Source organism: Erwinia sp. OLFS4, from assembly GCF_002752165.1.
In the GTDB taxonomy this organism is placed as follows: Bacteria; Pseudomonadota; Gammaproteobacteria; order Enterobacterales; family Enterobacteriaceae; genus Izhakiella.
On sequence record NZ_MOMB01000006.1, the window covers coordinates 18071 to 40764 of the forward strand.

The window sequence follows — 22694 nt, forward strand, 5'->3', positions numbered from 1 at the left end:
GCAATACCGGGGCGTGTAACGCATTCTTCCTAACAGGCAGACCAATACTATGAAACCACTCTCAACATCCTCTACACCGGCAGCGGCTTCTGCGGCCGCTCCGGGTAAAAAAAATCGGCTGATTATGCTGTTCCTGCCGGTAATCGTTGCCGTTCTGCTGTTGCTGGTTCCGGTCCCTGGCGGATTAGAACCCTACAGCTGGCACTTTTTTGCTATTTTTGTCGGCGTCATCGTCGGATTAATTTTCGAACCGTTGCCCGGTGCGGTAATTGGTCTGACCGGCGTGGTAGTGATTGCGCTGTTCAGCCAGTGGCTGCTATTTAGTCCGGCTGAACTGGCAACGCCAAAGTTTAATCCGGCCACACAAGCGTTTAAATGGGCAGTTAGCGGTTTCGGCAACTCCACCGTCTGGCTGATTTTCGGTGCCTTTATGTTTGCTGCAGGCTACGATAAAACCCAATTCGGCCGCCGTCTGGCGCTGATTCTGGTTAAATATCTTGGCCGCCGCAGCCTGACACTCGGTTACGCGATTACCTTTGCCGACCTGCTGCTGGCTCCCTTTACGCCGTCAAATACCGCACGCAGCGGCGGTACTATCTATCCCATTATTGCCAACCTGCCCCCGCTGTACGATTCAAAACCTAACGATCCCAGCGCCCGTCGTATTGGATCGTATCTGATGTGGGTGGCTATCACCGCCGCCTGTATTACCAGTTCGATGTTTCTTTCCGCACTGGCACCAAATCTGCTGGCACTGGCGCTGGTGAAAAGCGTTATCGGTTATACCATTTCCTGGGGTACCTGGTTTCTGGCTTTTCTGCCGCTCGGGGTACTTCTTATCCTGACCATGCCGCTGCTGGCATACTGGTTCTATCCACCGGAAGTCAAGATCAATGATGAAGTGCCGCGCTGGGCAAGCCGGGAACTGGAAAAGCTGGGCAAACTCTCACGCAATGAAATTCTGCTGCTGGTGTTTGTTATCTGCGCGCTGCTAATGTGGATTTTTGCCACCGCGTGGATTGAACCGGCAATGGCAGCCCTGCTGGTGATTGTTCTGATGCTGTGGACCGGCGTCCTCAACTGGAATGATATTACCAGCAATAAAGCCGCCTGGAATACCTTCGCCTGGTTCGCCACGCTGGTCGCACTGGCAGATGGTCTGGCGCGGGTCGGCTTTATCACCTGGCTGGGTAAGGAAGGTGGTCAGCTGTTACACGGCATTGACCCGCAGGTTTCTGCAGTAATGCTGCTGGTTGCCTTTTACCTGCTGCACTATCTGTTTGCCAGCACCACCGCCCATACTACCGCGCTGCTGCCCGCAATGCTGACTATCGCCGCCTCAATACCGGGTATTAATATGCCGGTGTTTTGCCTGATGATGGTGACCTCTCTGGGCGTGATGGGTATTATCACCCCGTACGGCACCGGCCCCAGCCCGATTTACTACGGCAGTGGTTACCTGCCGACCAAAGATTACTGGCGGTTGGGTACCATCTTCGGCGCCATTTTCCTGGTGGCGCTGATGGTCATTGCCTATCCGTGGATGGTCATGATGTTCTGATGCCTCTGGCAAGGCGTTTATCGCCTTTCACCCGCAGTCAGACTTGCGCGCCAGCCTGGTAACCGGCTGGCGCAATAATAACAAATAGCCATTACCTGTGCCGTTGTCTGGTCAGCACCCGTTGGCCGTCTGTCAGGTAATTAAGTGAGTTAACATGTCGAACAAGCCCTTTCATTACCAGCCACCTTTTCCGCTGGCTGACGATAACACCGAATATTATCTGCTGACCCGCGACTACGTTTCACTTGATGAATTTGCTGGCGAACAGGTACTCAGGGTTGATCCGCAGGCGCTGACCCTGCTGGCAAAACAAGCCTTTCACGATGCCTCTTTTATGCTGCGTCCGGCGCATCAACAGCAGGTAGCCGCCATTCTTGATGACCCACAGGCCAGTGAAAACGATCGTTATGTGGCCCTGCAATTTTTACGCAACGCGGAAATTGCCGCAAAAGGTGTCCTGCCAACCTGTCAGGATACCGGCACTGCCATTATCACCGCGAAAAAAGGTCAACGGGTCTGGACCGGAGGCGGTGATGCTGCAGCCCTTGCCCGTGGCGTTTATCAGACTTATACCGAAGATAACCTGCGCTATTCGCAGAATGCGCCGCTGGACATGTACAACGAGGTAAATACCGGCACCAACCTGCCGGCACAAATTGACCTGTACAGCGTCGACGGCGATGAATATCACTTTCTCTGTATCGCCAAAGGCGGCGGTTCCGCCAATAAAACCTACCTTTATCAGGAAACCAAAGCGCTGCTGGCCCCCGAAAAATTAAAAAATTATCTGATTGATAAAATGCGTACGCTTGGCACCGCTGCCTGCCCGCCTTACCACATCGCTTTTGTTATTGGCGGCACCTCGGCTGAAAGTACGTTAAAAACGGTAAAGCTGGCGTCGGCGCACTACTATGATGGCTTGCCAACGCAAGGGAACGAGCATGGGCAGGCTTTTCGCGATACGGCGCTGGAACAGGCACTGCTGGAAGCCGCGCAGCAGCTTGGTCTGGGGGCACAGTTTGGCGGTAAATATTTTGCCCACGATATACGGGTGATTCGCCTGCCGCGTCACGGCGCATCCTGCCCGGTTGGCATGGGGGTTTCCTGCTCAGCAGACCGTAACATTAAAGCCAAAATTAACCGCGAAGGTATCTGGATTGAGAAGCTGGAATCCCATCCCGGCCGCTATATTCCCGCCCGACTGCGTCAGCAGGGCGAAGGCGATGTGGTACAGGTCGATCTTAACCGGCCGATGAAAGACATTCTGGCACAGCTAACTACCTGTCCGGTCTCGACCCGTCTGTCGCTCAACGGCACCATTATTGTTGCACGGGATATTGCCCATGCCAGACTGCAGGAAAGGATCACTCACGGCGAGGGTCTGCCGCAGTATATTAAAGATCACCCGGTCTATTACGCCGGTCCGGCAAAAAACCCGTCAGGTTATGCTTCCGGTTCCCTTGGGCCAACAACCGCCGGGCGCATGGATTCTTATGTCGATCTGTTACAATCTCACGGTGGCAGCATGATCATGCTGGCAAAAGGCAACCGCAGTCAGCAGGTTACCGATGCCTGTCATAAACACGGTGGCGTCTACCTGGGTAGCATTGGCGGACCGGCTGCGGTGCTGGCACAACAGAGTATCAGAAAGCTTAAATGCCTGGAGTATGCCGAACTGGGGATGGAAGCAATCTGGAAAATCGAGGTGGAAAACTTTCCGGCGTTTGTGCTGGTGGATGACAAAGGCAATGATTTCTTTCAGCAGATCAATAATCAATGCGCTGCCTGCGTGAAATAACCTTTCTATTAATTAACAGGCCATTTTGATGACCCAAACCGTTGAACAACTGAAACAGTGTTACCACAATGCCCCGCACTGGGCATTTGGTGATTCACCTGAACTGGCCGACTCACTGGCGGCGCGGGTAGTACGTGGCGTGAAAACGGCAACCTGCTGTTCACTGGCATCCTATCAGCGGGACATTCCTCAGTAGGTGAAAGTCGGCAGTTACCACATCATTGTCGACAGCCAGCAGCAGCCGGTATGCGTTATCCGCATACAATCTCTTGGCCTGATCCGTTTTGAAGATATGTCCGATACGCTGGCAGCGATGGAGGGCGAAGGTGACCTGTCGCTGGCAGGCTGGCGCGCTGCTCACCGGGCTTTTTTCAGCCGTGAAGGCACCTTCAGTGAAAACATGGAATTAGTGTTTCAGACATTCCGTGTCGTGCAGGTGATCAAAGCACTGTAACCCCCGGTTCCCCGCGTTCAGCGGGGATTTAACCGCTGCCAGCGCTGATACACTTTAAGCGCATCATGATGGCCAGCATGCACCATCGGCAAGCGCCGCTCACTGATTGGCCGGGCAAACTCATCATAAAAGGTCTCCAGCTCAAAATAGTGGCGGTCGTCCCGGTAGTATGGCGCATACTCTTCGCGGGTAGTGAGGTAGATAACCTGCTTCGGACTGCAGTAATAAAGCGCGCCAAGACACATCGGACAGGGGCTGGCAAGGATATAAATTTCACAGTCGTGCAGGCTTTCACGCCCGAGTTTTTTACAGGCCTGGCGTATCGCCAGAATCTCTGCGTGGGCAGTCGGGTCCTGGGTTTGTGCCACCTGGTTTGGACTTTGCGCGATAATCTCACCGTTTCGCGCAATCACGGTGGCAAACGGTCGGCCACCCTCTTCAACATTTTGCATCGCCAGCCCGATGGTTTGTTTAATTAAGTCCATACTCACCTCACTTTTACTGTCAGATTACCGTGCCGCAATAACGTCTGTTCAGTATGTGAGATTTTTACTATAAGTTAAAAGACTGAATAATAATCGAAGTTATAATTTATTCTTATGGATAATCTGATGTCACTGCGTCATCTTCACTATTTTATTGCCGTCGCCGAATACGGTAGCTTTACCCGTGCCGCCGAAGCACTGTTTGTTTCACAGCCGGCGTTATCACAACAAATCAAATTGCTGGAAACCCATCTCGGCGCCCCCCTGTTTTCGCGCAGCGGACGCCTGACCCGACTGACGGATGCCGGCGTGGTCTATCTGCACTATGCCCGCCAGGCACTGCAACAACTGGAATCCGGCCGTCAGGCGATTCATGACGTCAAAGATTTAAGCCGCGGCCAGCTGCGCATTGCACTAACACCCACCTTTAGTGCATGGCTAATGGGCCCGCTGCTGGCAGAATTTTCTGCCCGCTATCCGGGAATTAACCTGCAGTTAAATGAATTGTCGCAGGAACATATTGAACAGGCCCTGCTGGCCGATGAAGCCGATTGCGGGCTGGCCTATGATAGCGTGCGGTCTGCCGGCCTTAGCTCACTGAAATTATTTGATGAAACCCTGGCCGTTGTGGTTAGTCAGCAACATCCGCTCGCCACACAACGCACCCTGTCATTACAGCAACTCGGCGCTCAGCGCCTGATATTACTGACGAAAAATTTTGCGACACGCAGCCAGATTGATGCTTTTCTGCAGCAGCATCAGATAAGCCCTGACATCATAATGGAAGCCAGCTCGCCGGGAGCAGTGTGCGAAATTGTCCGCCATAGTCAGCTGGTCACGCTGTTACCGGCACCGGTTGCCCATGCAGCGTCAGGACTCCGGGCGCTGGCGCTGCGTCAGGCCTGCCTGCAACGTAGTGCACTTTTCATTCAGCGTAGTCAGGGCAGGCAAACCGCCGCCGCACAAGCGTTTGGGCACCTGTGTCAGCAACGCGCGGCCGTCTTTGCTAGCGGCATTGATCCACGCTGACAAACGTAGCGACGAATACCCGCTTCACACTCTGCGGTTAAAAAACGGGAAAAATTGTCAGCTTCGGCTAAAGTCGTTTGATGCTCAGTGAGTTAGTGCTGAGTCAAAGATAACAAGGAGTGACAACTATGCATAAATCTGTCGCTGGCAGCCGGCGCACCTCAACCCCAATCCGCCCCTGGATGCTGTCAGCCATACTGATTCTTTTTCATCTGCCTGCGCTGGCTGATGACCCGGCGCGTTTACTTGATGAGAGCACTCAGCCACCCGATGTACGTTTTGGCCCCCTTTATACGGCAGTACAATCGGCCAGACTTTTTGCCGACCAGAAAACCTTTGCCGATGCAATCCCTGTTTCCGATCCCAATACCATTCTTGCCGACTGGCAGATGCAGAAACATCAGCGCAATTTCGATCTCCGCCATTTTATTGAACTTAATTTTACCCTGCCCGCCAGCAACACAGATTATGTCTCACCGGCCGGCCAGAGTCTGCGGGCGCATATTGACGGTCTGTGGCCAGTACTAACCCGTCATACTGAAAAAACTGAACGCTGGGACTCGCTGCTGCCGCTAGCAAAACCTTATGTGGTGCCCGGCGGTCGCTTTCGCGAAGTCTATTACTGGGACAGCTATTTTACTATGCTCGGTCTGGCGGAAGGCGGTCACTGGGAAAGCGTACAGAACATGGTGGATAATTTCGCCTCCCAGCTGGATCGTTACGGCCACATTCCAAACGGTAACCGCAGCTACTACCTGAGCCGTTCTCAGCCCCCTTTCTTCAGTATGATGATTGATTTGCTGGCCAGTCATAACGGTGACGATGTTTATCGTCATTACCTGCCTCAGCTGCGTAAAGAATACAGTTACTGGATGGCCGGCGCAGACAAACTTAAAGCGGGTGAAGCCGGTTTACGCGCCGTCAGGCTGCCGGATGGTACTACGCTAAACCGTTACTGGGACGAGCGTGACGTACCGCGCACTGAATCCTGGCTGGATGACCAGCAAACGGCACGCAATGCGTCGTCGCGGCCAAAACAGCAGGTATGGCGCGACCTGCGTGCTGGCGCGGCCTCCGGCTGGGATTTCAGCTCACGCTGGCTGGCCTCGCCTGACAATCTGGCCTCCATACGTACCACCTCGCTACTGCCGGTGGATCTGAATTCACTGCTCTATCATCTGGAACTGACGCTGGCAAAAGCCAGCAGATTAAATCATGACGACACCGCGGCCAGCCAATATCAAAAGCTGGCGCAGGCGCGTCAGCAGGCGATTAACCACCTGCTATGGGATGACAAACAGGGCTGGTATGTTGATTATGACTGGCAAAAACAAGCTATCCATCCCCCCCTTACCGCGGCGGCACTGTTTCCGCTCTATCTGCAGATAGCCAGCCAGCAGCAGGCCGACCGTACGGCAACCGCCGTGCAACAGCAGCTGGTCAAACCCGGCGGTCTGGTAACCAGCACCGTCAATAACGGTCAGCAGTGGGATGCGCCTAATGGCTGGGCGCCGCTGCAGTGGGTCGCGGTAACTGGCCTGAATTATTATGGTAAGCAGACGCTGGCGCGTGAAATAGGCATACGCTTTCTGACTAACGTACAAAAAACCTATGATAAAGAACACCGGCTGGTTGAAAAGTATGTGGTGGAAGGCGATAACATGGGGGACGGTGCTGGCGGGGAATATTCATTACAGGATGGTTTTGGCTGGACCAATGGTGTGACGCTTAAGCTGCTGGACAGCTGGTGTCCCCAGGGCATGACCTGTAATAATGTTTCGGACATTCCGGCGCTGACACAGACAAAATAACCGGCCTGATGCCACCGCTTAACGCGGTGGCAACCGTCTGCAGGCTTCACTCATCAGGCTGCTCTGCCAGTTCTTCACGCATCGCCTGCACCGCATCACGGGTTAAGGCTGCCAGGGTACGATAAAACGGCGTTGTCGCATGCGCTTCCATCTTGCCAAGAAACGCGCCGCACCACGGCATCAGATAATCATCAAACAGGGTTTTCTGGGCGTTTGCGTCAGCCGTTTCATCCTGGTCTTCCAGCCAGGAGGCCGCCAGCAATATCTGTCCTATATGATCGGCAGGAGCCTCACTCAGCGGCATTCCCTGAGCCTGCAGAAACTGGCGCACTGCCGCCTCCTGCGGTCCGTTTTGCCAGCGGGAACCATAAGGCGGCACCCGGCAATCCTCGCCAACAAACAAAGCATTATAATCTGTCGCCAGCGCCTGCGGATCGCAACTTTGTTGCAGACGGGTCAGTAAATCGTCCTGTTCAAGCGGCCAGCTCTGCGCCAGCTTACCGTCCTGCAGCAGGGTAAACAGCGGCACCAGCAGCGGGTCCTGCGGCTGACGGTTAAATAACGAGCCGAGAACACGGCAGATAATGGAAAATTCATTCATAGGGCGATGTCCGTTAGGCGATCAGTTCAGCAAATTCAGGAATAGTCCTGCCGGTTCGCTGCGTTAAAAACGACAGCAGACGCTGCGGCGAAACATTTAACACGCGCTCCTGCGGGAACGCCACTTCATTCATTATGCGCTTACAGTGTCCGAACTCACCGAGCGTAAATGCAGTATGTGAGTCCGAGCCGAGTGCCAGCCAGCCACCGGCTTGTTTCACTGCCGCAACAATCTGCCGGCAATTGGGTTCGCTTCCACTGCGAGAGGTCGTAAATGAAGAGTTGTTCAGTTCAAGCGCCACATTATAACGCGCGGCTGCCCCGGCAATAGCCGGAATGTCTACCGGATATTTGGGGTTGCCCGGATGGCTGATAATATGCACTTTACCGCTGGCCATTGCGGCAATCATCGCCTCGGTATTGGCCTGCTTATCCTGCGGTGGCAACACCGGCTCATGAAAGCCGGCAATGATGATATCCATCGCATCCATCATCGGCCCGCTGCAATCAATTTCGCCTTGCCGGTTTTTAATATTCGCTTCAATGCCACGCAGTATACCGACACCGTCCACCAGTCGGGGCCAGACGCGCATATTAACAAAATGCCAGTAATGGGGGGCATCGGCCATATCCGGGCCATGATCAGTGATTGCCAGCAGCCTGATGCCTACCTGCTGCGCCTGTAAAACATAGTCACGCAGCGTGCTGTAGGCATGGGTACTGGCGACGGTATGCATATGAAGGTCAACCGGGTATTGCATAAATATTCTCCTTAGTTCTGCCGGCAAGGATAACAGGCAGCCTGGCGCTGACAGGATGAGTAACCGCACTGGCTATACTGCCCAGAACGCTACAACCAGACAGCGATTGATACGCGCAGTGGCAGCATCCTTCCTGCGACCGTAACAACGAGCCAGCGCTATAAGTCAGACCAGCGGCTCAGCAGAAAACGCTGGCGGAGGGCCAGTGCGCCCTGGTTGCATATTAACCGATGGATAATAAAGTATAGCCAGATCAGGATTGCGGTTTTTCCTCAGCCGTGCCGTGCCGGAAAAGAAATAAGTTTGCAGTATATCATTATCAGCCTGCGAAGGCAGGGAATACCCTCAGCTGCGGGCTGAAACCCACCGGAGAAAAAGACTAACCGCATATTCGGGTAATATCGGCCACAGCTAACCGGATGGGCTATTCGTCCCGGTTAAGGCCAAAATGGCGGTAGGCATGCTGTGTTGCCATGCGGCCACGGGGGGTACGCTGAATAAAACCTTGCTGAATCAGATAAGGTTCCAGCACGTCTTCGATGGTTTCCCGTTCTTCGCCGATGGCCGCTGCCAGGTTATCCAGTCCCACCGGTCCACCGCTGAACTTGTCGATGATCGCCAGCAGCAGCTTGCGGTCCATATAGTCAAAACCTTCGGTATCGACATTCAGCATATCCAGCGCCCGCGACGCCACCTCGCCACTGAGTTCGCCGCCGGCTCTGACCTCGGCAAAATCACGCACCCGCCGCAGCAGGCGATTAGCAATACGTGGGGTACCACGTGCCCGTCGCGCGACTTCCAGCGCGCCTTCAGCGGAGAGGGCCAGTCCAAGACAGCTGGCGCTACGTGCCACTATATGCTGTAAATCGGCGACCTGATAAAACTCAAGACGTTGCACAATCCCAAAGCGATCGCGCAGCGGTGAAGTTAATGAGCCGGCACGCGTGGTCGCACCGATCAGCGTAAACGGCGGCAGATCCAGTTTGATTGAGCGGGCCGCCGGCCCTTCACCTATCATAATATCCAGCTGATAGTCTTCCATCGCCGGATAGAGCACCTCTTCCACCACTGGTGACAGGCGATGAATTTCATCAATAAACAACACGTCGTGGGGTTCAAGATTGGTCAGCATTGCGGCCAGATCGCCGGCTTTTTCCAGCACCGGTCCGGACGTCGTGCGCAGATTGACGCCCATTTCGTTGGCGACAATGTTTGCCAGGGTGGTTTTGCCAAGACCCGGTGGCCCAAATATTAACAGGTGGTCCAGGGCATCGCCGCGCATCTGCGCGGCCTTGATGAAAATTTCCATCTGTTCGCGCACCACCGGTTGCCCGACATATTCGTCCAGCTTTTTCGGGCGAATAGCCCGGTCAGCGATCTCTTCGTCACTGACGGTACCTGGCGACACCAGGCGATCGGCTTCTATCATGCTTACCTCAGATGGCGGCGCGTAGCGCTTCGCGAATCAGCGTTTCACAATCGGCCTCCGGCCGTCCAACTTTGGTCACCATCCTGCTGGCTTCCTGCGGCTTATAGCCCAATGCTACCAACGCCGCTGCGGCTTCAGACTCCGCATCATTACCGGTCGTCACTGGCGACTCGCTGGTTAACGCAAAGGCAGTATCGGGCGCAAACAAATCGGCATGCATGCCTTTAAAGCGATCTTTCATTTCCACCACCAGCCGTTCGGCGGTTTTTTTGCCTACCCCTGGGATATTCACCAGTGAAGCCACCTCTTCGCGCTCAATAGCGGTAACAAACTGCTGCGCAGACATGCCGGACAGAATAGCCAGCGCCAGCTTTGGCCCGACACCATTGACTTTGATCAGTTCGCGAAACAGCGCGCGCTCCTGTTTGCTGTTAAAACCAAACAGTAGCTGGGCATCTTCACGTACCACAAAATGGGTAAAAACAATCGCTTCCTGATTCAGCGCCGGCAGCTGGTAAAAACAGGTCATCGGCATATGCACTTCATAGCCTACCCCGTTGGCTTCAAGCACAACCTGCGGCGGCTGCTTTTCCAGAATAATGCCTCTCAGACGACCGATCACCGTATTTACCTTATGCAATATAGAGGAAGTGGAATGGTTATAACATAAAAAAGGCTGGATGAATATCCAGCCTGAATCAGGAGCGTAAGCGTCCGCGCGCCAGATTCAGTCGCGTTTCGCTCAGGCGGGTTGCATTCTGACTGACGTGACAGTGCGTAATGGCGACGGCCAGGGCATCGGCAGCATCGGCTTGCGGATTTGCCGGCAATTTCAGCAGAGTACGCACCATATGCTGCACCTGACTTTTTTCCGCACTGCCGATACCCACTACGCTTTGCTTAACCTGACGAGCCGCGTATTCAAACACCGGCAGGCTGGCATTAACCGCCGCGACAATAGCGGCACCGCGTGCCTGCCCCAGCTTAAGCGCCGAATCGGCATTTTTTGCCATAAATACCTGCTCAATGGCAAAAAAGTCCGGACTGAACTGGGTAATAATTTCACTGATTCCGGCATAGATAAGCTTCAACCGGGTCGGCAGATCGTCCACCTGAGTGCGGATACAACCGCTTCCCAGATAACTCAGCTGCCTGCCCTGTTGCCGTATAACGCCATAACCAGTAATGCGCGAGCCTGGGTCAACGCCGAGAATGATCGCCATCAGGCTGCTCCTGCCGTTGCCGGCTCATCTGACCGCCTCACAGGGTTTCGGCGATTTCGTCGGAAATTTCACCATTATGGTACACTTCCTGAACGTCATCGCAATCTTCCAGCATATCGATGAGGCGCAGCAGCTTTGGCGCAGTTTCAGCGTCCATCTCGGCCCGGGTGGACGGGATCATGGATACTTCGGCACTGTCCGCTTTCAGACCCACCGCGTCAAGCGCATCCTTGACCTGTCCCAGATCTTCCCAGGCGGTGAAGACATCAATGGCACCATCATCGTAGCTCACCACATCTTCGGCACCGGCTTCCAGGGCCGCATCCATTACCACGTCCTCTTCCAGCCCTGGCGCAAAAGAGATCACCCCTTTTTTACTGAACAGGTAAGCCACCGAACCATCGGTACCAAGGTTACCGCCGGTCTTACTGAAAGCATGACGGACTTCACCGACGGTGCGGTTACGATTATCACTCAGGCATTCAACCATAATCGCCGAACCACCCGGACCATATCCTTCATAGATGATGGTTTCCATATTACTGTTGTCATCACCCCCTACACCACGGGCAATTGCACGGTCCATGGTGTCGCGGGTCATGTTATTCGCCAACGCTTTATCCATGGCTGCGCGCAGACGCGGGTTGGAAGCGGCATCGCCGCCTCCCAGCTTAGCGGCAGTCACCAGCTCGCGAATAATTTTAGTGAAAATCTTACCGCGCCTGGCATCCTGTGCCGCTTTACGGTGTTTGGTATTCGCCCATTTACTATGTCCGGCCATCGGGTATCTCTCTATAAAATGCTCTGGCGATATTGCGCCATTTATTTAAACAAAGACTTCAATTAAACAAAGACTTCAATTGCCTGGCGATTACTCCAGGATTTGGTCAGGGCGGCGGCGGCCGTTTTCTCCAGCCAGCGCGCCGCCAGGTGTTCACTCAGAATAAGCTGCCGTTCATGCGGCAGGATCAGGCGAAACCAGTGCTCACGATTATGGGTTACCTCAGGCGCGTAGCGATGCCGGAACTGGGCAAAAATTTCAAACTCAATACTGTGATGCAGGTCATCAAGTTGCAGCCCTTCCCGGCGAATATCAATCGCCAGTTCCTCCAGCACTTCCCGCTCCGCGGCTTGAAGCGGGCATTCCCCCGCTTCAAGGCTACCGGTAACCGACTGCCAGAAACGGGGATCGTCGCGCCGTTGTAACATCAGTACCCGTCCGCTGTCGGCGGCGCTGATGACCACCAGTACTGATACCGGCTGCTTAAACCGCACGCGCTATGCCTTACCTGCGCCACCGCCCTGGCGGTTTTCTGCTTTATACTTTGCCATCACCTCAATGCCCAGCTCGGCCAGCGCATCCGGATTAGCATAGCTCGGAGCTTCCGTCATCAGACAGGCAGCGGCCGTAGTTTTCGGAAAAGCGATAACGTCACGAATGTTGTCGGTGCCGGTAAGCAGCATAACCAGCCGGTCAAGGCCAAAAGCCAGGCCCGCATGGGGTGGCGTGCCATATTTAAGGGCATCAAGCAGAAAGCCAAATTTTTCCTGCTGCTCTTTTTCGTCAATACCCAGAATGCTGAATACTGTCTGCTGCATTTTACCATTGTGAATACGCACAGAACCGCCGCCAACTTCATAACCATTAATCACCATGTCATAGGCATTGGCCACTGCTGATTCCGGTTGCTGACGTAATGCCTCCGGTGACAAATCACGCGGTGCAGTAAACGGATGATGCATTGCCGCCAGATTTCCCTGGTCATCGCTTTCAAACATAGGAAAATCAATTACCCACAGCGGTGCCCAGCGGCTGCTGTCGGTGAGTTGTAAATCACGGCCAAGCTTAAGACGCAGCGCACCCAGGGCATCAGCCACCACGCTGGCACGATCGGCACCAAAGAATATCAGATCGCCATCGCTGGCAGCACAACGGCTCAGAATGGCCTCGACGATGCCGGCATTAAGGAATTTAGCAACCGGACTGGTGATACCTTCAATGCCACGGGCACGCTCATTGACTTTGATATAGGCCAGGCCTTTAGCGCCGTAAGTTTCAATAAATTTGCCGTAGTCATCAATCTGTTTACGGCTGAGCTGAGCACCGCCCGGTACACGTAACGCTGCCACGCGTCCTTTCGCATCATTGGCCGGCGCCGAAAACACGTTAAATGCAATATCTTTAACCAGATCGGCAACATCCACCAACTCCATTGGATTACGCAGGTCGGGCTTGTCTGAACCGAAGCGACGTATCGCATCAGCATAGGTCATTACCGGGAAATCGCCGAGGTCAACACCGTTGATCTCCTGCCACAGTTCGCGCACCAGTTTTTCCATAATTTGCCGCACCTGGCCGGCAGTCATAAAGGAGGTTTCCACATCAATTTGGGTAAACTCCGGCTGACGATCGGCGCGCAAGTCTTCATCACGAAAACATTTTACAATCTGATAATAACGGTCAAAACCGGACATCATCAGCAACTGTTTAAACAGCTGCGGAGACTGCGGCAGAGCATAAAATTTCCCTTTATGCACCCGGCTGGGGACCAGATAATCACGCGCCCCTTCCGGCGTGGCTTTCGTCAGCATTGGTGTTTCAATGTCGAGAAAGCCGTGATTATCCATAAAACGGCGAACAAAGCTGGTGATACGCGCCCGGGTTTTCAGACGCTGGGCCATTTCCGGACGACGCAGGTCGAGATAGCGATATTTGAGCCGGGCTTCTTCACTGTTGGTCTGATTGGCATCCAGCGGCAAAGGCTCAGCACGGTTGATAATGGTCAGCCCGGTGGCAAAAACTTCAACGTCACCGGTGGCCATCTCCGGGTTACGATTTTTTTCTTCGCGGGCGCGAACGCTACCGGTCAGCTGAATACAAAATTCATTGCGCAGCTCAGACGCCAGGTCAAAGGCCTCTTTGCGGTCAGGATCGAAGAACACCTGAACTATCCCTTCACGGTCACGCATATCGATAAAAATCAGGCTGCCGAGATCGCGCCGCCGATTAACCCAGCCACACAGCGTTACCTGCTGGCCAACGTGAGACAGATTAAGCTGTCCGCAATAGAGAGTACGCATTAGGATATCCTTTTGACTTACTGCTGTGGCATGAAACCATGCCAGTGTCTGTCGTCCTTCGTTTGAAGAGACGCTGCCGCAAAAAAGGCAGCCAGTATAATAGAAAAACTGAGGCAGGATAAGAGCCTGACTGTCGCCGGTAGCGGCGCGGATACTGTCAGTTAATACTTCACCGGCGTATTATCACAAACGTTAACATAATTATCCTTTCTTCCCCGGTCCAGCTCGCGTTTGATAAATGAGGTTTTAGCCTGCTGTTTTCTTTCTTTAACTGCTCACGGAGTCACTATGTTGAAATTAGATGCCACCTCAACCGCGCTGGTGTTGATAGACCTTCAGGAAGGGATCCTGCCCTTTGCCGGTGGCCCCCATACCGCCAGAGAAGTGGTGAGCCGTGCAGCAAAACTGGCGGATAAATTTCGTGCCAGCCAGGCGCCGGTCATTCTGGTTCGTGTAGGCTGGCAGCCCGATTTTTCCAATGCCCTTAAACAGCCTGTCGATGCCGCAACCAGTCCAGCTGCACTGGCGGAAAACTGGTGGGATTACCCGGCCGCATTGGGTAAACAAGCAGGCGATCTGGAAGTCATTAAGCATCAATGGGGCGCATTTTATGGCACCGATCTGGAACTAACATTACGCCGCCGCGGAATTGATACCCTGGTACTGGCAGGCATTTCCACCAATATTGGCGTGGAATCCACCGCCCGCAATGCCTGGGAGCTGGGCTTTAATCTGGTGATCGCTGAAGATGCCTGTGCCGCCGCCAGCACCGAACAACACAACAGCAGTCTGCAATGGATCTTTCCGCGTATTGCCCGTGTTCGTCAGTGTGAGCAGATTATTGCTGCGCTATGAGCGGCTCTTGCTACCGCTGCAGGCCCAACCTGCTGATCGACATATGCCTGCCCTCTTTCAGTGACTTTATTGCCTGGTCCCCTGTTTTTCCCGGTTATCCACTGACAACCGGGTCATCCACAGTAAAGATGGCGTGATTATCACAGTGATTTCATTGCAGATGAAAAAACTAAATGTTAATTACTTTACAATGGCTTACGACAATGTTTAGCCAGTATTGCTAATTATAGCGCCAGGATAACCGGGTAACCTAATCTGCAAATCCGGAGAACACAATGGCGATTGTTGTACGTCAAGCTAACGCAAATGATTATCAATCCTGGCAGTCTCTGTGGAACGACTATGTGGCGTCATCCGCTAACCAGCCGGAAGATGATGTGAATCATGCCAACTGGCAGCGCATACTGTCAGCGCAATCATCGTTTTTTTGTCTGGTTGCCGAGGTGGATAACCGCGTGGTGGGTTTTGCCTTAAGTGTACTGCATGAAGGTGCCTGGACCACCAGGCTGATTTGTTATCTGGAGAATCTTTATGTTGATGATAAAATGCGCAGATGCGGCATTGGCAGAGCCTTACTGTCAGCGCTGCGGGCGGAGGGAATTGCGAATAACTGGCAGGAAATACACTGGATAACGCAGGCCAGTAACCCGGCAAGAGGACTGTATAATAAAATGGCGACGCTCACCGATTATGTAAATTACTCCATGGCGCTGTAACCAATAAAGCCGTTGTGCGGCATCAGTCAGTTCAGCCGTGTCAGCCTGAGCGTTACCCTGACTGACAGAACGGATGCAGCCAGCGGCGCTTTCTGCCAGAATAGCGCCTGGTGAAATCTCCCCGGTAAAAGAAATAAAGAAACGATGTCTGATCGCGATACCCTGTTTTCAGCACCAATTGCCCGGCTGGGTGACTGGACATTTGACGAACGCGTCGCCGAAGTGTTTCCGGATATGATTCAACGTTCGGTGCCCGGCTACTCGAATATCATATCAATGATAGGCATGCTGGCCGGCCGCTTTGTAACTGCCGGCTCACAGGTGTATGACCTGGGTTGTTCCCTGGGGGCGGCAACTCTCTCTGTCAGACGCAATATCCAGGTCGCCGGCTGCCGGATTATTGCCGTTGATAACTCCCCTGCGATGATTGAACGCTGCCGGCGCCATATTGACGCGTTCCGCGCAGAAACGCCGGTTGAGGTTCGTCAGGCTGATATCCGTGATGTAACGATTGGAAACGCCTCACTGGTGATACTTAATTTCACCCTGCAGTTTCTGCAACCTGCCGACCGACTGGCACTGTTAAAAACAATTTATGCGGGCCTCAATCCGGGCGGTGCACTGGTATTGTCAGAAAAATTCAGTTTTGCTGATCACACGGTGGGAGATTTACTGTTTGAAATGCACCATGACTTTAAGCGCGCTAACGGCTACAGCGAGCTGGAGATCAGTCAGAAACGCAGCATGCTGGAAAATGTCATGCTGACTGACAGCGTGGAAACCCATCAGGCCCGGCTGGCGAATGCCGGATTTCGGCATGCCGGCGTCTGGTTCCAGTGTTTTAATTTTGGATCATTGCTGGCGGTTAAGGAACACAGTCAGCCATGATTGATTTCGCCCCTTTTTATCAGCAGATTGCCAGCGGCCCACTGGCACGCTGGCTTGAAACACTCCCCGCGCAGCTTGGTCACTGGCAGCGCGAAGCGCAGCATGGACATTTTTCGCGCTGGCAACGTGCGGTGGAACATTTGCCGCAGCCGCAACCCGAAGCGATCGATTTACTGCACAGCGTTACGGCCGACACTCCCCAGCTGAGCGTGCGCCAGCGTCAGGGAATTGAAACCTTATTACGCCAGCTGATGCCATGGCGCAAAGGCCCCTATTCGCTCTATGGTGTTAATATTGATACCGAATGGCGTTCCGACTGGAAGTGGCAGCGGGTTTCCCCCCATATATCCCCCCTTACAGGAAAAACCGTACTGGATGTCGGCTGTGGCAGCGGCTATCACATGTGGCGTATGGTGGGTGCCGGTGCCCAGCTGGTGGTTGGCATTGATCCGATGCAACTGTTTCTCTGTCAGTTTGAGGCAGTGAGAAAACTACTGGGTAATGATCGTCGTGCCCATCTTTTACCGCTCGGTATTGAGCAGCTGCCTGCATTAGAGGCTTTTGACAGCGTGTTCTCCATGGGCGTGCTCTATCATCGCCGTTCACCGCTTGACCATTTGCTACAGCTAAAAAATCAGCTGGTCAGCGGCGGGGAACTGGTGCTGGAAACGCTGGTGATCGACGGTAATGACAGTGAGGTGCTGGTACCGGGTGAACGTTATGCCCGGATGCGTAACGTTTACTTCATTCCTACGACCGGGGCGTTAAAAAACTGGCTGGAAAAATGCGGATTTACTGAAGTGAAGGTCGTAGATTATGCGCCAACCTCGCTGGATGAACAACGACGTACTGACTGGATGACCAGCGAGTCGCTGGCTGAATTTCTTGATCCTGCAGACAGCCGTAAAACCATTGAAGGCTACCCGGCACCGCTACGGGCGGTTCTGATTGCACGTAAACCCTGCGCTGACTGATAACGTTAAACTAGCGGGCCTGACCCGTGGCGCTCACGTTTTCCAACCGCCGGGCGTCCCGCTAACAAACTCAGCGCCGTGACAATGCCAGCCGGGCAGCAAAACCGATAAACACCAGCCCTGTCATCCGATCCATGGTTTTCATCACTGGCGGCCTGCGTAGCTGAGCAGCAAAATAGTGGGTAGAAAAAATTAATACCGCCGCCCAGCTCAGGCCAATAACATCATGGATTGCAGCCATCACCAGACTCCAGAGGGCAACTGATGCCTCAGCGGGAATAAACTGTGGCAGGAATGAAACGTAAAAAATGCCCACTTTCGGATTGAGCAGATTACCAAGAAAGCCCTTGATAAAAAATGCGCCGGCACCCTGACGCTTCACCGTGCTGGCTTGCGGCGACGCTAACGACGCCCGCGGTCGTAGTAACAGGCCAAACCCCAGCCACAACAAATACAGGGCACCCGCTATTTTCAGCACATTGTAGGCCAGTTCAGATGCCAGCAGTAACGCCCCAAGGCCAAAACCGACGGCAGAGCCCCATAGCAAACACCCCATATTAATCCCCAGGGCAGTCATGGCAGCCTTACGCCAGCCATGCGCAGCCGAGGTGCGTAAAATAAGTGCCGTATCAAAGCCCGGTGTCAGGGTTAATAAGGTTATTGCAATCAGAAATGAGATCAGAGAAGCGGTCACAAACACTCCGGCAAAACCGCATAATGCCAGAGTTCTGCCCGCCGGGTAAATCAGGCAGCGCAAAAAAAAGGCAATATTATGTTATTTCCGGATCACACCATTTTTCTGCGCGCTATAACGCTGCTAATGACCCGGCACAGGCGGCCTGGCCGGTTTTTTTTCTGGTGGCCAGTATTCAAAGCGATAAGCCGAGGTGATATTACGCCGGATTTTTCCCTGAGCAAACACTTCGGTTTCGTGGCTGTAGCTTAGCGTGCAGTTGCCGTTATCATCCCATAGCTGACAGTTATCCGTCGTGCTGCTGGAACTGACATCACTGATACTTACCAGCGTCTGCCGCTGTTCGCGGCCCTGCTTATCATAAGAAAATGTCATTTTGCTGCTGTCACTGCTGATCGCCAGCGGCTGATTCCGACGGTTCCAGGCATAGTTGATCGTACCGTTAACGTTATCATCGCTGCCTTCAGCAACACGTTTACTCAGCCGCTGATGCCGATCATAACGGTAGCTAATCTGCGTTAACCCGGGTTTTCCCGACAGTAAAAATCGATCGGTTGCACTGACAATTTTACCTGTTTTATCACGGCGATAACTGACGGTCCCTTGTTTATGATTCACTTCCATCGGCTTTCCGTCGCGCTCTACCACCACGGATAATTCATACATCTCTTGCCAGCCACTTTTTACCTGCAGAATACGTTGTCCCATATTCACGCTAACGCCCGCTTCGTGCTTATAGTAACTCAAATCCGCCCGGGTTAATGTGCCACAGCGATCGAACTGCCCCAGCAACCGGCGCTGGTAATCAACATTTTTACCAAACTCCCCCATGGCAAACTGCCTGAGCGCGCCTTTTGCCGTACCGCCCAGCAGAATCAGGCTGTTATTATCATTGATTTGCTGGCGATCTGGCTGGCAGGCTGCACGGGCAGAATCCGCAAAGCCACTGACCATCAGCAAAGCAATCAGAGTGACAGCACGACGCAACATAAAGGTACCTCAGTCAGCGATTTCATTAGTGTACTGCACCAGCGTCTGATGCATGAAGTGAAAACAGCAGGTATGGTCTGACCCGATACATCATGATGACATATGACGAATAAAACGCGTCCCCACTGACCACGATATTTAAGCAGCTTGCCAATAAAAATACTGTACGGATCGAGGGCATAGGGCGAGCAAGGTCCGCAAAACGGATCAGAGTATATTACCTAAAAGCCGCTGGCAGACGATGATAAGATCGCGCGTTCCAGCCGCAGCTGACCGTCTCCGGCTGGATGGGATGATTTGTTATCGTAGCGGGTAACAGCAAAGAGGGGTTGACGAGCCGTCATGCCGGTTCACCGGCTGAAAACACTTTTTCAGGATACAGCACCAACTATGTCATAATATCAGAAAAGTCAGGCTGCGACTTTGCGTAACAACTAAAGATTACACAACAGTTGTCAATAGCAAATAACGGCCTTGCCTGCGCAAGGCCTGAAAATTAACTTAGCGTTGATAATTAATATACTTTCATGCTCGCGCCAATAAAAAACAACCCATCATTATTAACGCAAACGTCAATAGGTGCTTGTGTAAGGTAAGCGGTTTTTAACAAATTAAATAATTCCATTCGGTTATTATAACCAGCACCAAACTGCATCCAGTAAATGTGCGTATTATTAGTAAACTGAACATCAAAGCCGTCATCATAAGATTCAGTCATGAGATTAACGACTTTCACACTCCGATAATATTGTAACCCATGTTGAGTGCAGATATAACTCAAAGATGAACCGGCGAAACAATTTGATGCCAGACAAAAAAACATGACAAACGCAGAAAAAGTTGCTAATGCGGACTTAAAAAAACTCATATTATTCCCTTAAAATATACATGAAAAACAGCCAACAACATGATCGGTTCTGTTGTTATCTGGTTCAAACTGAGCCGCCATAACAGGCGGACCACTGATTAAAAATGCCGGTTCATTGCTAATTGAAAATCTATCACTCAACGTAAAAGGCTGTAAGCTGGCATGCGTGTCTCTATTAATAAAATTTGCATTACTGTGGCCTGTGAATATAGGTACACCTGTCCCAGGATCTCTGGTAACCGTCACAACCGATTCTACCTGTTCTCTGTCTATTCGCTGATAAGCTGAGTATTCATAATCCATCATAGCCAGACCAATAACATCATCCGGTGGTGTATCAATACCGTGTACCTGCCATATATGCACCAGTGTCTCGACCGCATTGAATATATTATAATTGGCTCTTATTCTATATACATAATAAGGTCGATTCTCAACCATACTTCTCATGACAGCAAGCTCAGTCGCCCTCTCATCATCCGTGGTGGTTGCAATAAACGCCGAGTCACGTGAGCCCATATAGGTACTTCGCCCTCTTATATGTGCGGCAAAATTTATGTTATCCCCCATCGCAACAAATCCCTGTGAAAATATCTCATCTGGTGCACGAGAGTCAGCACGGTAGACCCATTTGACAGTTTGCGCGAAACCAGGAGAGGAGAATAAAAACAGAGCACAAAGTGCAAAGGATAATAAAAAACCTATTCCATATCTGTGTTTAAATATAGCATCCATTTAATTTTCCCATATTAGAAAACCCCTTAAAATAATTAAAATACCCCCCCCTCTCTTTTAGTAGTAAAAAGTTTAATAACACCTCCTTAAATTCCTTTTATGCTGAGCCTCTATATATATAACAGAATAACACTACCAGCTGTGATCGATTCAACTGACTAATGCCCGAAAAATCAATCATGCATTCTCCCAGTGTAAAAAAAAGCCCCGTAATAACGGGGCCTGTAATATTAATAAAAAGATGATCACCATTACCGGATAACGGCAATCTGTCTGTTTATCTGCTCAATGTTAAGATGCCGTATAGCCGAGGAACAAATCACGCTCATATGCACGCCGACGCAACAGGCCAAATAACACTTTGCCACCTGCTTTATTCCAGCGTAGAAACTCATCCGCGGCTTCCTGTACTTCACCCGCATTAAGTTTTTTTAACAATGTTGAACTGATAAAATTAGCGGCACCGAGGTTATAAGTAAAGCTAACCAGCGCATCAAACTGGAACTGTTTTAGTCGCACAGTTACGTTCTGATTAACCGGCGCTTCATACTGCTTCACACCTTCTTTGAGTAATTCATCCGCCTTCTGCTGGGTAATAGTCATTCCGGCATGAATCGGTACGCCGTCCACCGGATTGGTCCAGCCATAGCCAATCGTCCATACACCGACTGCATCCTGATAAGCAACCAGACTGCAACCTTCGAAGGTTTTAATTAAATCAATTCCATTTTTACTGATTTCCATATTCTTCTCCTTTTTACATTTATTCCACCTGATTATTTTCTGCTAAGCTAATTGCCAGTATGGCAGTTTATATCTGAGCAAAAAGTAATGGTGGTGTTATTACAGCGAGAAATTAACTCTCCCGACTGCCATTTTAATTCAACAATAAATTTATCCATTATCAGGCCACAACAATAAATATCAACAACCTGTTGTAACCATAAGATAACGATAAAAACGTGTCTACTGCTTCAACATATATCCAGAAATCTTTACAGTTAAAAACCATACAGTAACAATACTACCACTCATTAAGCAGGAAAATAATATTATAAAAAATAAATCCCCCTACACCTCCCTATAATAAGCGGAGCCTTATCATTATTATGCTTACCTTAAATCACCGCCTGTTTATTTTACAGGATATAAAAAGCCATAAATATTATCAGTGATCAAACAATAACTTTTAAAGCCTGTTATTATCTGGCTGTCTGTATTATTAGTGAGTTATGTTTTATGTTTACTCCAGATATATAATGCCTTCGGCGTACTTTTCACCCTTATCGGTTCCACATTCTGTTTTGATAAGTCCTGTCACATCGCGGTACCCACTCAGAATAAGGCAAATAAGCACTGACCAGCCAGTAACGTGGATCGGCTGCCAGCGTTTTGTTCGTGGGAATATTTCGTAATGCGTAACGTAACAGGAGTTCCTCAGCGGTTTCATTGTCCACAGGATCATGGACGAACCACAGGCGTTTCATCACGTGACCTCACTGCCAGATATTTGTATATATCAATTGTTAGCCCCATGCGTTTTGCAATCACACACCATGCTAATTTCTGACGCCGTAATTTCAGGATACACTTACTTTCCTGAGAATTTTTTTCCTTAGCCGAACAATCTGTTGTCATCTATACATCCAAATTTATTATCAGGCTGATCAAATTCGCATAATACAAAATCACCATCACTTCTTGACGTTATTGTAATATTTCTCAATAGGCTTCCCTGCCTC

The 22694-nt window shown here is 51.6% G+C and carries 22 protein-coding genes and 1 pseudogene; 9 read left to right on the forward strand and 14 right to left on the reverse strand.

The features are described from left to right. Positions 1-49: 49 nt before the first annotated feature. From BL249_RS02790 to BL249_RS02800, 3 genes and pseudogenes are all read left to right on the forward strand, one after another. Positions 50-1561: an anion permease gene (locus BL249_RS02790; protein ID WP_099704444.1), complete on the forward strand. Its 1512-nt coding sequence runs from the start codon at positions 50-52 to the stop codon at positions 1559-1561. 154 nt (positions 1562-1715) lie between these two features. Further along, positions 1716-3359, forward strand: a complete 1644-nt coding sequence (gene fumA, locus BL249_RS02795; RefSeq protein ID WP_099704445.1) for a class I fumarate hydratase FumA — start codon at positions 1716-1718, stop codon at positions 3357-3359. A gap of 28 nt (positions 3360-3387) precedes the next feature. Then, positions 3388-3813 (forward strand): annotated as a pseudogene (locus BL249_RS02800) (ASCH domain-containing protein). Between the two features lie 17 nt (positions 3814-3830). Here the strand turns inward: BL249_RS02800 and BL249_RS02805 are convergent. Next, positions 3831-4298 carry a nucleoside deaminase gene (locus tag BL249_RS02805; protein ID WP_099704446.1) on the reverse strand — a complete coding sequence of 156 codons (468 nt, stop codon included), beginning with the start codon at positions 4296-4298 and terminating at the stop codon, positions 3831-3833. 126 nt (positions 4299-4424) lie between these two features. Between BL249_RS02805 and cynR the strand changes: the two genes are divergently transcribed. Further along, a complete protein-coding gene (cynR, locus tag BL249_RS02810; RefSeq protein WP_099704447.1) occupies positions 4425-5327 on the forward strand; it encodes a transcriptional regulator CynR in 903 nt (300 codons plus the stop codon). 128 nt (positions 5328-5455) lie between these two features. Continuing rightward, positions 5456-7138, forward strand: a complete 1683-nt coding sequence (gene treA / locus BL249_RS02815; RefSeq protein ID WP_099704448.1) for an alpha,alpha-trehalase TreA — start codon at positions 5456-5458, stop codon at positions 7136-7138. Positions 7139-7184: 46 nt separating this feature from the next. On the opposite strand, the gene BL249_RS02820 is transcribed toward treA, so the two are convergent. The 8 genes from BL249_RS02820 to aspS all read right to left on the reverse strand — a co-directional run bounded on the left by BL249_RS02820 (position 7185) and on the right by aspS (position 14232). Continuing rightward, positions 7185-7739, reverse strand: a complete 555-nt coding sequence (locus BL249_RS02820) for a TorD/DmsD family molecular chaperone (protein ID WP_099704449.1) — start codon at positions 7737-7739, stop codon at positions 7185-7187. A 13-nt stretch (positions 7740-7752) separates the two neighbouring features. Then, positions 7753-8499 carry a phosphatase gene (locus tag BL249_RS02825; protein ID WP_099704450.1) on the reverse strand — a complete coding sequence of 249 codons (747 nt, stop codon included), beginning with the start codon at positions 8497-8499 and terminating at the stop codon, positions 7753-7755. 424 nt (positions 8500-8923) lie between these two features. After that, positions 8924-9928, reverse strand: a complete 1005-nt coding sequence (ruvB, locus tag BL249_RS02830; protein ID WP_099704451.1) for a Holliday junction branch migration DNA helicase RuvB — start codon at positions 9926-9928, stop codon at positions 8924-8926. A gap of 7 nt (positions 9929-9935) precedes the next feature. Further along, positions 9936-10550, reverse strand: a complete 615-nt coding sequence (ruvA, locus tag BL249_RS02835; protein ID WP_099704452.1) for a Holliday junction branch migration protein RuvA — start codon at positions 10548-10550, stop codon at positions 9936-9938. A 76-nt stretch (positions 10551-10626) separates the two neighbouring features. After that, the gene (gene ruvC / locus BL249_RS02840; protein ID WP_099704453.1) at positions 10627-11151 is read right to left on the reverse strand and encodes a crossover junction endodeoxyribonuclease RuvC; all 525 of its coding nucleotides are present in this window, start codon (positions 11149-11151) and stop codon (positions 10627-10629) included. A 37-nt stretch (positions 11152-11188) separates the two neighbouring features. Further along, complete coding sequence (locus BL249_RS02845; protein ID WP_099704454.1) at positions 11189-11932, reverse strand: YebC/PmpR family DNA-binding transcriptional regulator; 744 nt, start codon at positions 11930-11932, stop codon at positions 11189-11191. Positions 11933-11994: 62 nt separating this feature from the next. Further along, entirely contained in the window at positions 11995-12426 is a 432-nt protein-coding gene (gene nudB, locus BL249_RS02850) for a dihydroneopterin triphosphate diphosphatase (RefSeq protein WP_099704455.1), read from the reverse strand. 3 nt (positions 12427-12429) lie between these two features. Then, positions 12430-14232 carry an aspartate--tRNA ligase gene (gene aspS / locus BL249_RS02855; protein WP_099704456.1) on the reverse strand — a complete coding sequence of 601 codons (1803 nt, stop codon included), beginning with the start codon at positions 14230-14232 and terminating at the stop codon, positions 12430-12432. 288 nt (positions 14233-14520) lie between these two features. Here aspS and BL249_RS02860 point away from each other — a divergent pair, with 288 nt between their 5' ends. The 4 genes from BL249_RS02860 to cmoB all read left to right on the forward strand — a co-directional run bounded on the left by BL249_RS02860 (position 14521) and on the right by cmoB (position 17665). Next, positions 14521-15087: a hydrolase gene (locus BL249_RS02860; RefSeq protein WP_099704457.1), complete on the forward strand. Its 567-nt coding sequence runs from the start codon at positions 14521-14523 to the stop codon at positions 15085-15087. A 275-nt stretch (positions 15088-15362) separates the two neighbouring features. Further along, entirely contained in the window at positions 15363-15803 is a 441-nt protein-coding gene (locus BL249_RS02865; protein ID WP_099704458.1) for a GNAT family N-acetyltransferase, read from the forward strand. A gap of 144 nt (positions 15804-15947) precedes the next feature. Continuing rightward, positions 15948-16691 carry a carboxy-S-adenosyl-L-methionine synthase CmoA gene (gene cmoA, locus BL249_RS02870; RefSeq protein WP_099704459.1) on the forward strand — a complete coding sequence of 248 codons (744 nt, stop codon included), beginning with the start codon at positions 15948-15950 and terminating at the stop codon, positions 16689-16691. Further along, positions 16688-17665 (forward strand): tRNA 5-methoxyuridine(34)/uridine 5-oxyacetic acid(34) synthase CmoB, encoded by a 978-nt coding sequence (gene cmoB / locus BL249_RS02875; RefSeq protein ID WP_099704460.1) that lies wholly within the window; start codon positions 16688-16690, stop codon positions 17663-17665. Before cmoA ends, cmoB begins: the two co-directional genes overlap by 4 nt. A 70-nt stretch (positions 17666-17735) precedes the next feature. Here cmoB and BL249_RS02880 read toward each other — a convergent pair whose 3' ends face one another. The 5 genes from BL249_RS02880 to BL249_RS02900 form a co-directional block, all read right to left on the reverse strand. Beyond that, positions 17736-18359 (reverse strand): LysE family translocator, encoded by a 624-nt coding sequence (locus BL249_RS02880; RefSeq protein WP_099704497.1) that lies wholly within the window; start codon positions 18357-18359, stop codon positions 17736-17738. Between the two features lie 123 nt (positions 18360-18482). Continuing rightward, positions 18483-19349: a hypothetical protein gene (locus tag BL249_RS02885; protein WP_099704461.1), complete on the reverse strand. Its 867-nt coding sequence runs from the start codon at positions 19347-19349 to the stop codon at positions 18483-18485. A gap of 514 nt (positions 19350-19863) precedes the next feature. Further along, complete coding sequence (locus tag BL249_RS02890) at positions 19864-20217, reverse strand: hypothetical protein (RefSeq protein WP_099704462.1); 354 nt, start codon at positions 20215-20217, stop codon at positions 19864-19866. 9 nt (positions 20218-20226) lie between these two features. Continuing rightward, complete coding sequence (locus BL249_RS02895; protein ID WP_099704463.1) at positions 20227-20952, reverse strand: scabin-related ADP-ribosyltransferase; 726 nt, start codon at positions 20950-20952, stop codon at positions 20227-20229. A 291-nt stretch (positions 20953-21243) separates the two neighbouring features. Next, a complete protein-coding gene (locus BL249_RS02900; RefSeq protein ID WP_099704464.1) occupies positions 21244-21696 on the reverse strand; it encodes a lysozyme in 453 nt (150 codons plus the stop codon). Between the last annotated feature and the right edge of the window lie 998 nt (positions 21697-22694).

What these genes read in the sequence shown, in the direction of transcription:
- BL249_RS02790 (WP_099704444.1), top strand. Translation starts at nt 50, where the DNA reads ATGAAACCACTCTCAACATCCTCTACACCGGCAGCGGCTTCTGCGGCC.
- fumA (WP_099704445.1), top strand. Translation starts at nt 1,716, where the DNA reads ATGTCGAACAAGCCCTTTCATTACCAGCCACCTTTTCCGCTGGCTGAC.
- BL249_RS02805 (WP_099704446.1), bottom strand. Translation starts at nt 4,298, where the DNA reads ATGGACTTAATTAAACAAACCATCGGGCTGGCGATGCAAAATGTTGAA.
- cynR (WP_099704447.1), top strand. Translation starts at nt 4,425, where the DNA reads ATGTCACTGCGTCATCTTCACTATTTTATTGCCGTCGCCGAATACGGT.
- treA (WP_099704448.1), top strand. Translation starts at nt 5,456, where the DNA reads ATGCATAAATCTGTCGCTGGCAGCCGGCGCACCTCAACCCCAATCCGC.
- BL249_RS02820 (WP_099704449.1), bottom strand. Translation starts at nt 7,739, where the DNA reads ATGAATGAATTTTCCATTATCTGCCGTGTTCTCGGCTCGTTATTTAAC.
- BL249_RS02825 (WP_099704450.1), bottom strand. Translation starts at nt 8,499, where the DNA reads ATGCAATACCCGGTTGACCTTCATATGCATACCGTCGCCAGTACCCAT.
- ruvB (WP_099704451.1), bottom strand. Translation starts at nt 9,928, where the DNA reads ATGATAGAAGCCGATCGCCTGGTGTCGCCAGGTACCGTCAGTGACGAA.
- ruvC (WP_099704453.1), bottom strand. Translation starts at nt 11,151, where the DNA reads ATGGCGATCATTCTCGGCGTTGACCCAGGCTCGCGCATTACTGGTTAT.
- BL249_RS02845 (WP_099704454.1), bottom strand. Translation starts at nt 11,932, where the DNA reads ATGGCCGGACATAGTAAATGGGCGAATACCAAACACCGTAAAGCGGCA.
- aspS (WP_099704456.1), bottom strand. Translation starts at nt 14,232, where the DNA reads ATGCGTACTCTCTATTGCGGACAGCTTAATCTGTCTCACGTTGGCCAG.
- BL249_RS02860 (WP_099704457.1), top strand. Translation starts at nt 14,521, where the DNA reads ATGTTGAAATTAGATGCCACCTCAACCGCGCTGGTGTTGATAGACCTT.
- BL249_RS02865 (WP_099704458.1), top strand. Translation starts at nt 15,363, where the DNA reads ATGGCGATTGTTGTACGTCAAGCTAACGCAAATGATTATCAATCCTGG.
- cmoA (WP_099704459.1), top strand. Translation starts at nt 15,948, where the DNA reads ATGTCTGATCGCGATACCCTGTTTTCAGCACCAATTGCCCGGCTGGGT.
- cmoB (WP_099704460.1), top strand. Translation starts at nt 16,688, where the DNA reads ATGATTGATTTCGCCCCTTTTTATCAGCAGATTGCCAGCGGCCCACTG.
- BL249_RS02885 (WP_099704461.1), bottom strand. Translation starts at nt 19,349, where the DNA reads ATGTTGCGTCGTGCTGTCACTCTGATTGCTTTGCTGATGGTCAGTGGC.
- BL249_RS02890 (WP_099704462.1), bottom strand. Translation starts at nt 20,217, where the DNA reads ATGAGTTTTTTTAAGTCCGCATTAGCAACTTTTTCTGCGTTTGTCATG.
- BL249_RS02895 (WP_099704463.1), bottom strand. Translation starts at nt 20,952, where the DNA reads ATGGATGCTATATTTAAACACAGATATGGAATAGGTTTTTTATTATCC.
- BL249_RS02900 (WP_099704464.1), bottom strand. Translation starts at nt 21,696, where the DNA reads ATGGAAATCAGTAAAAATGGAATTGATTTAATTAAAACCTTCGAAGGT.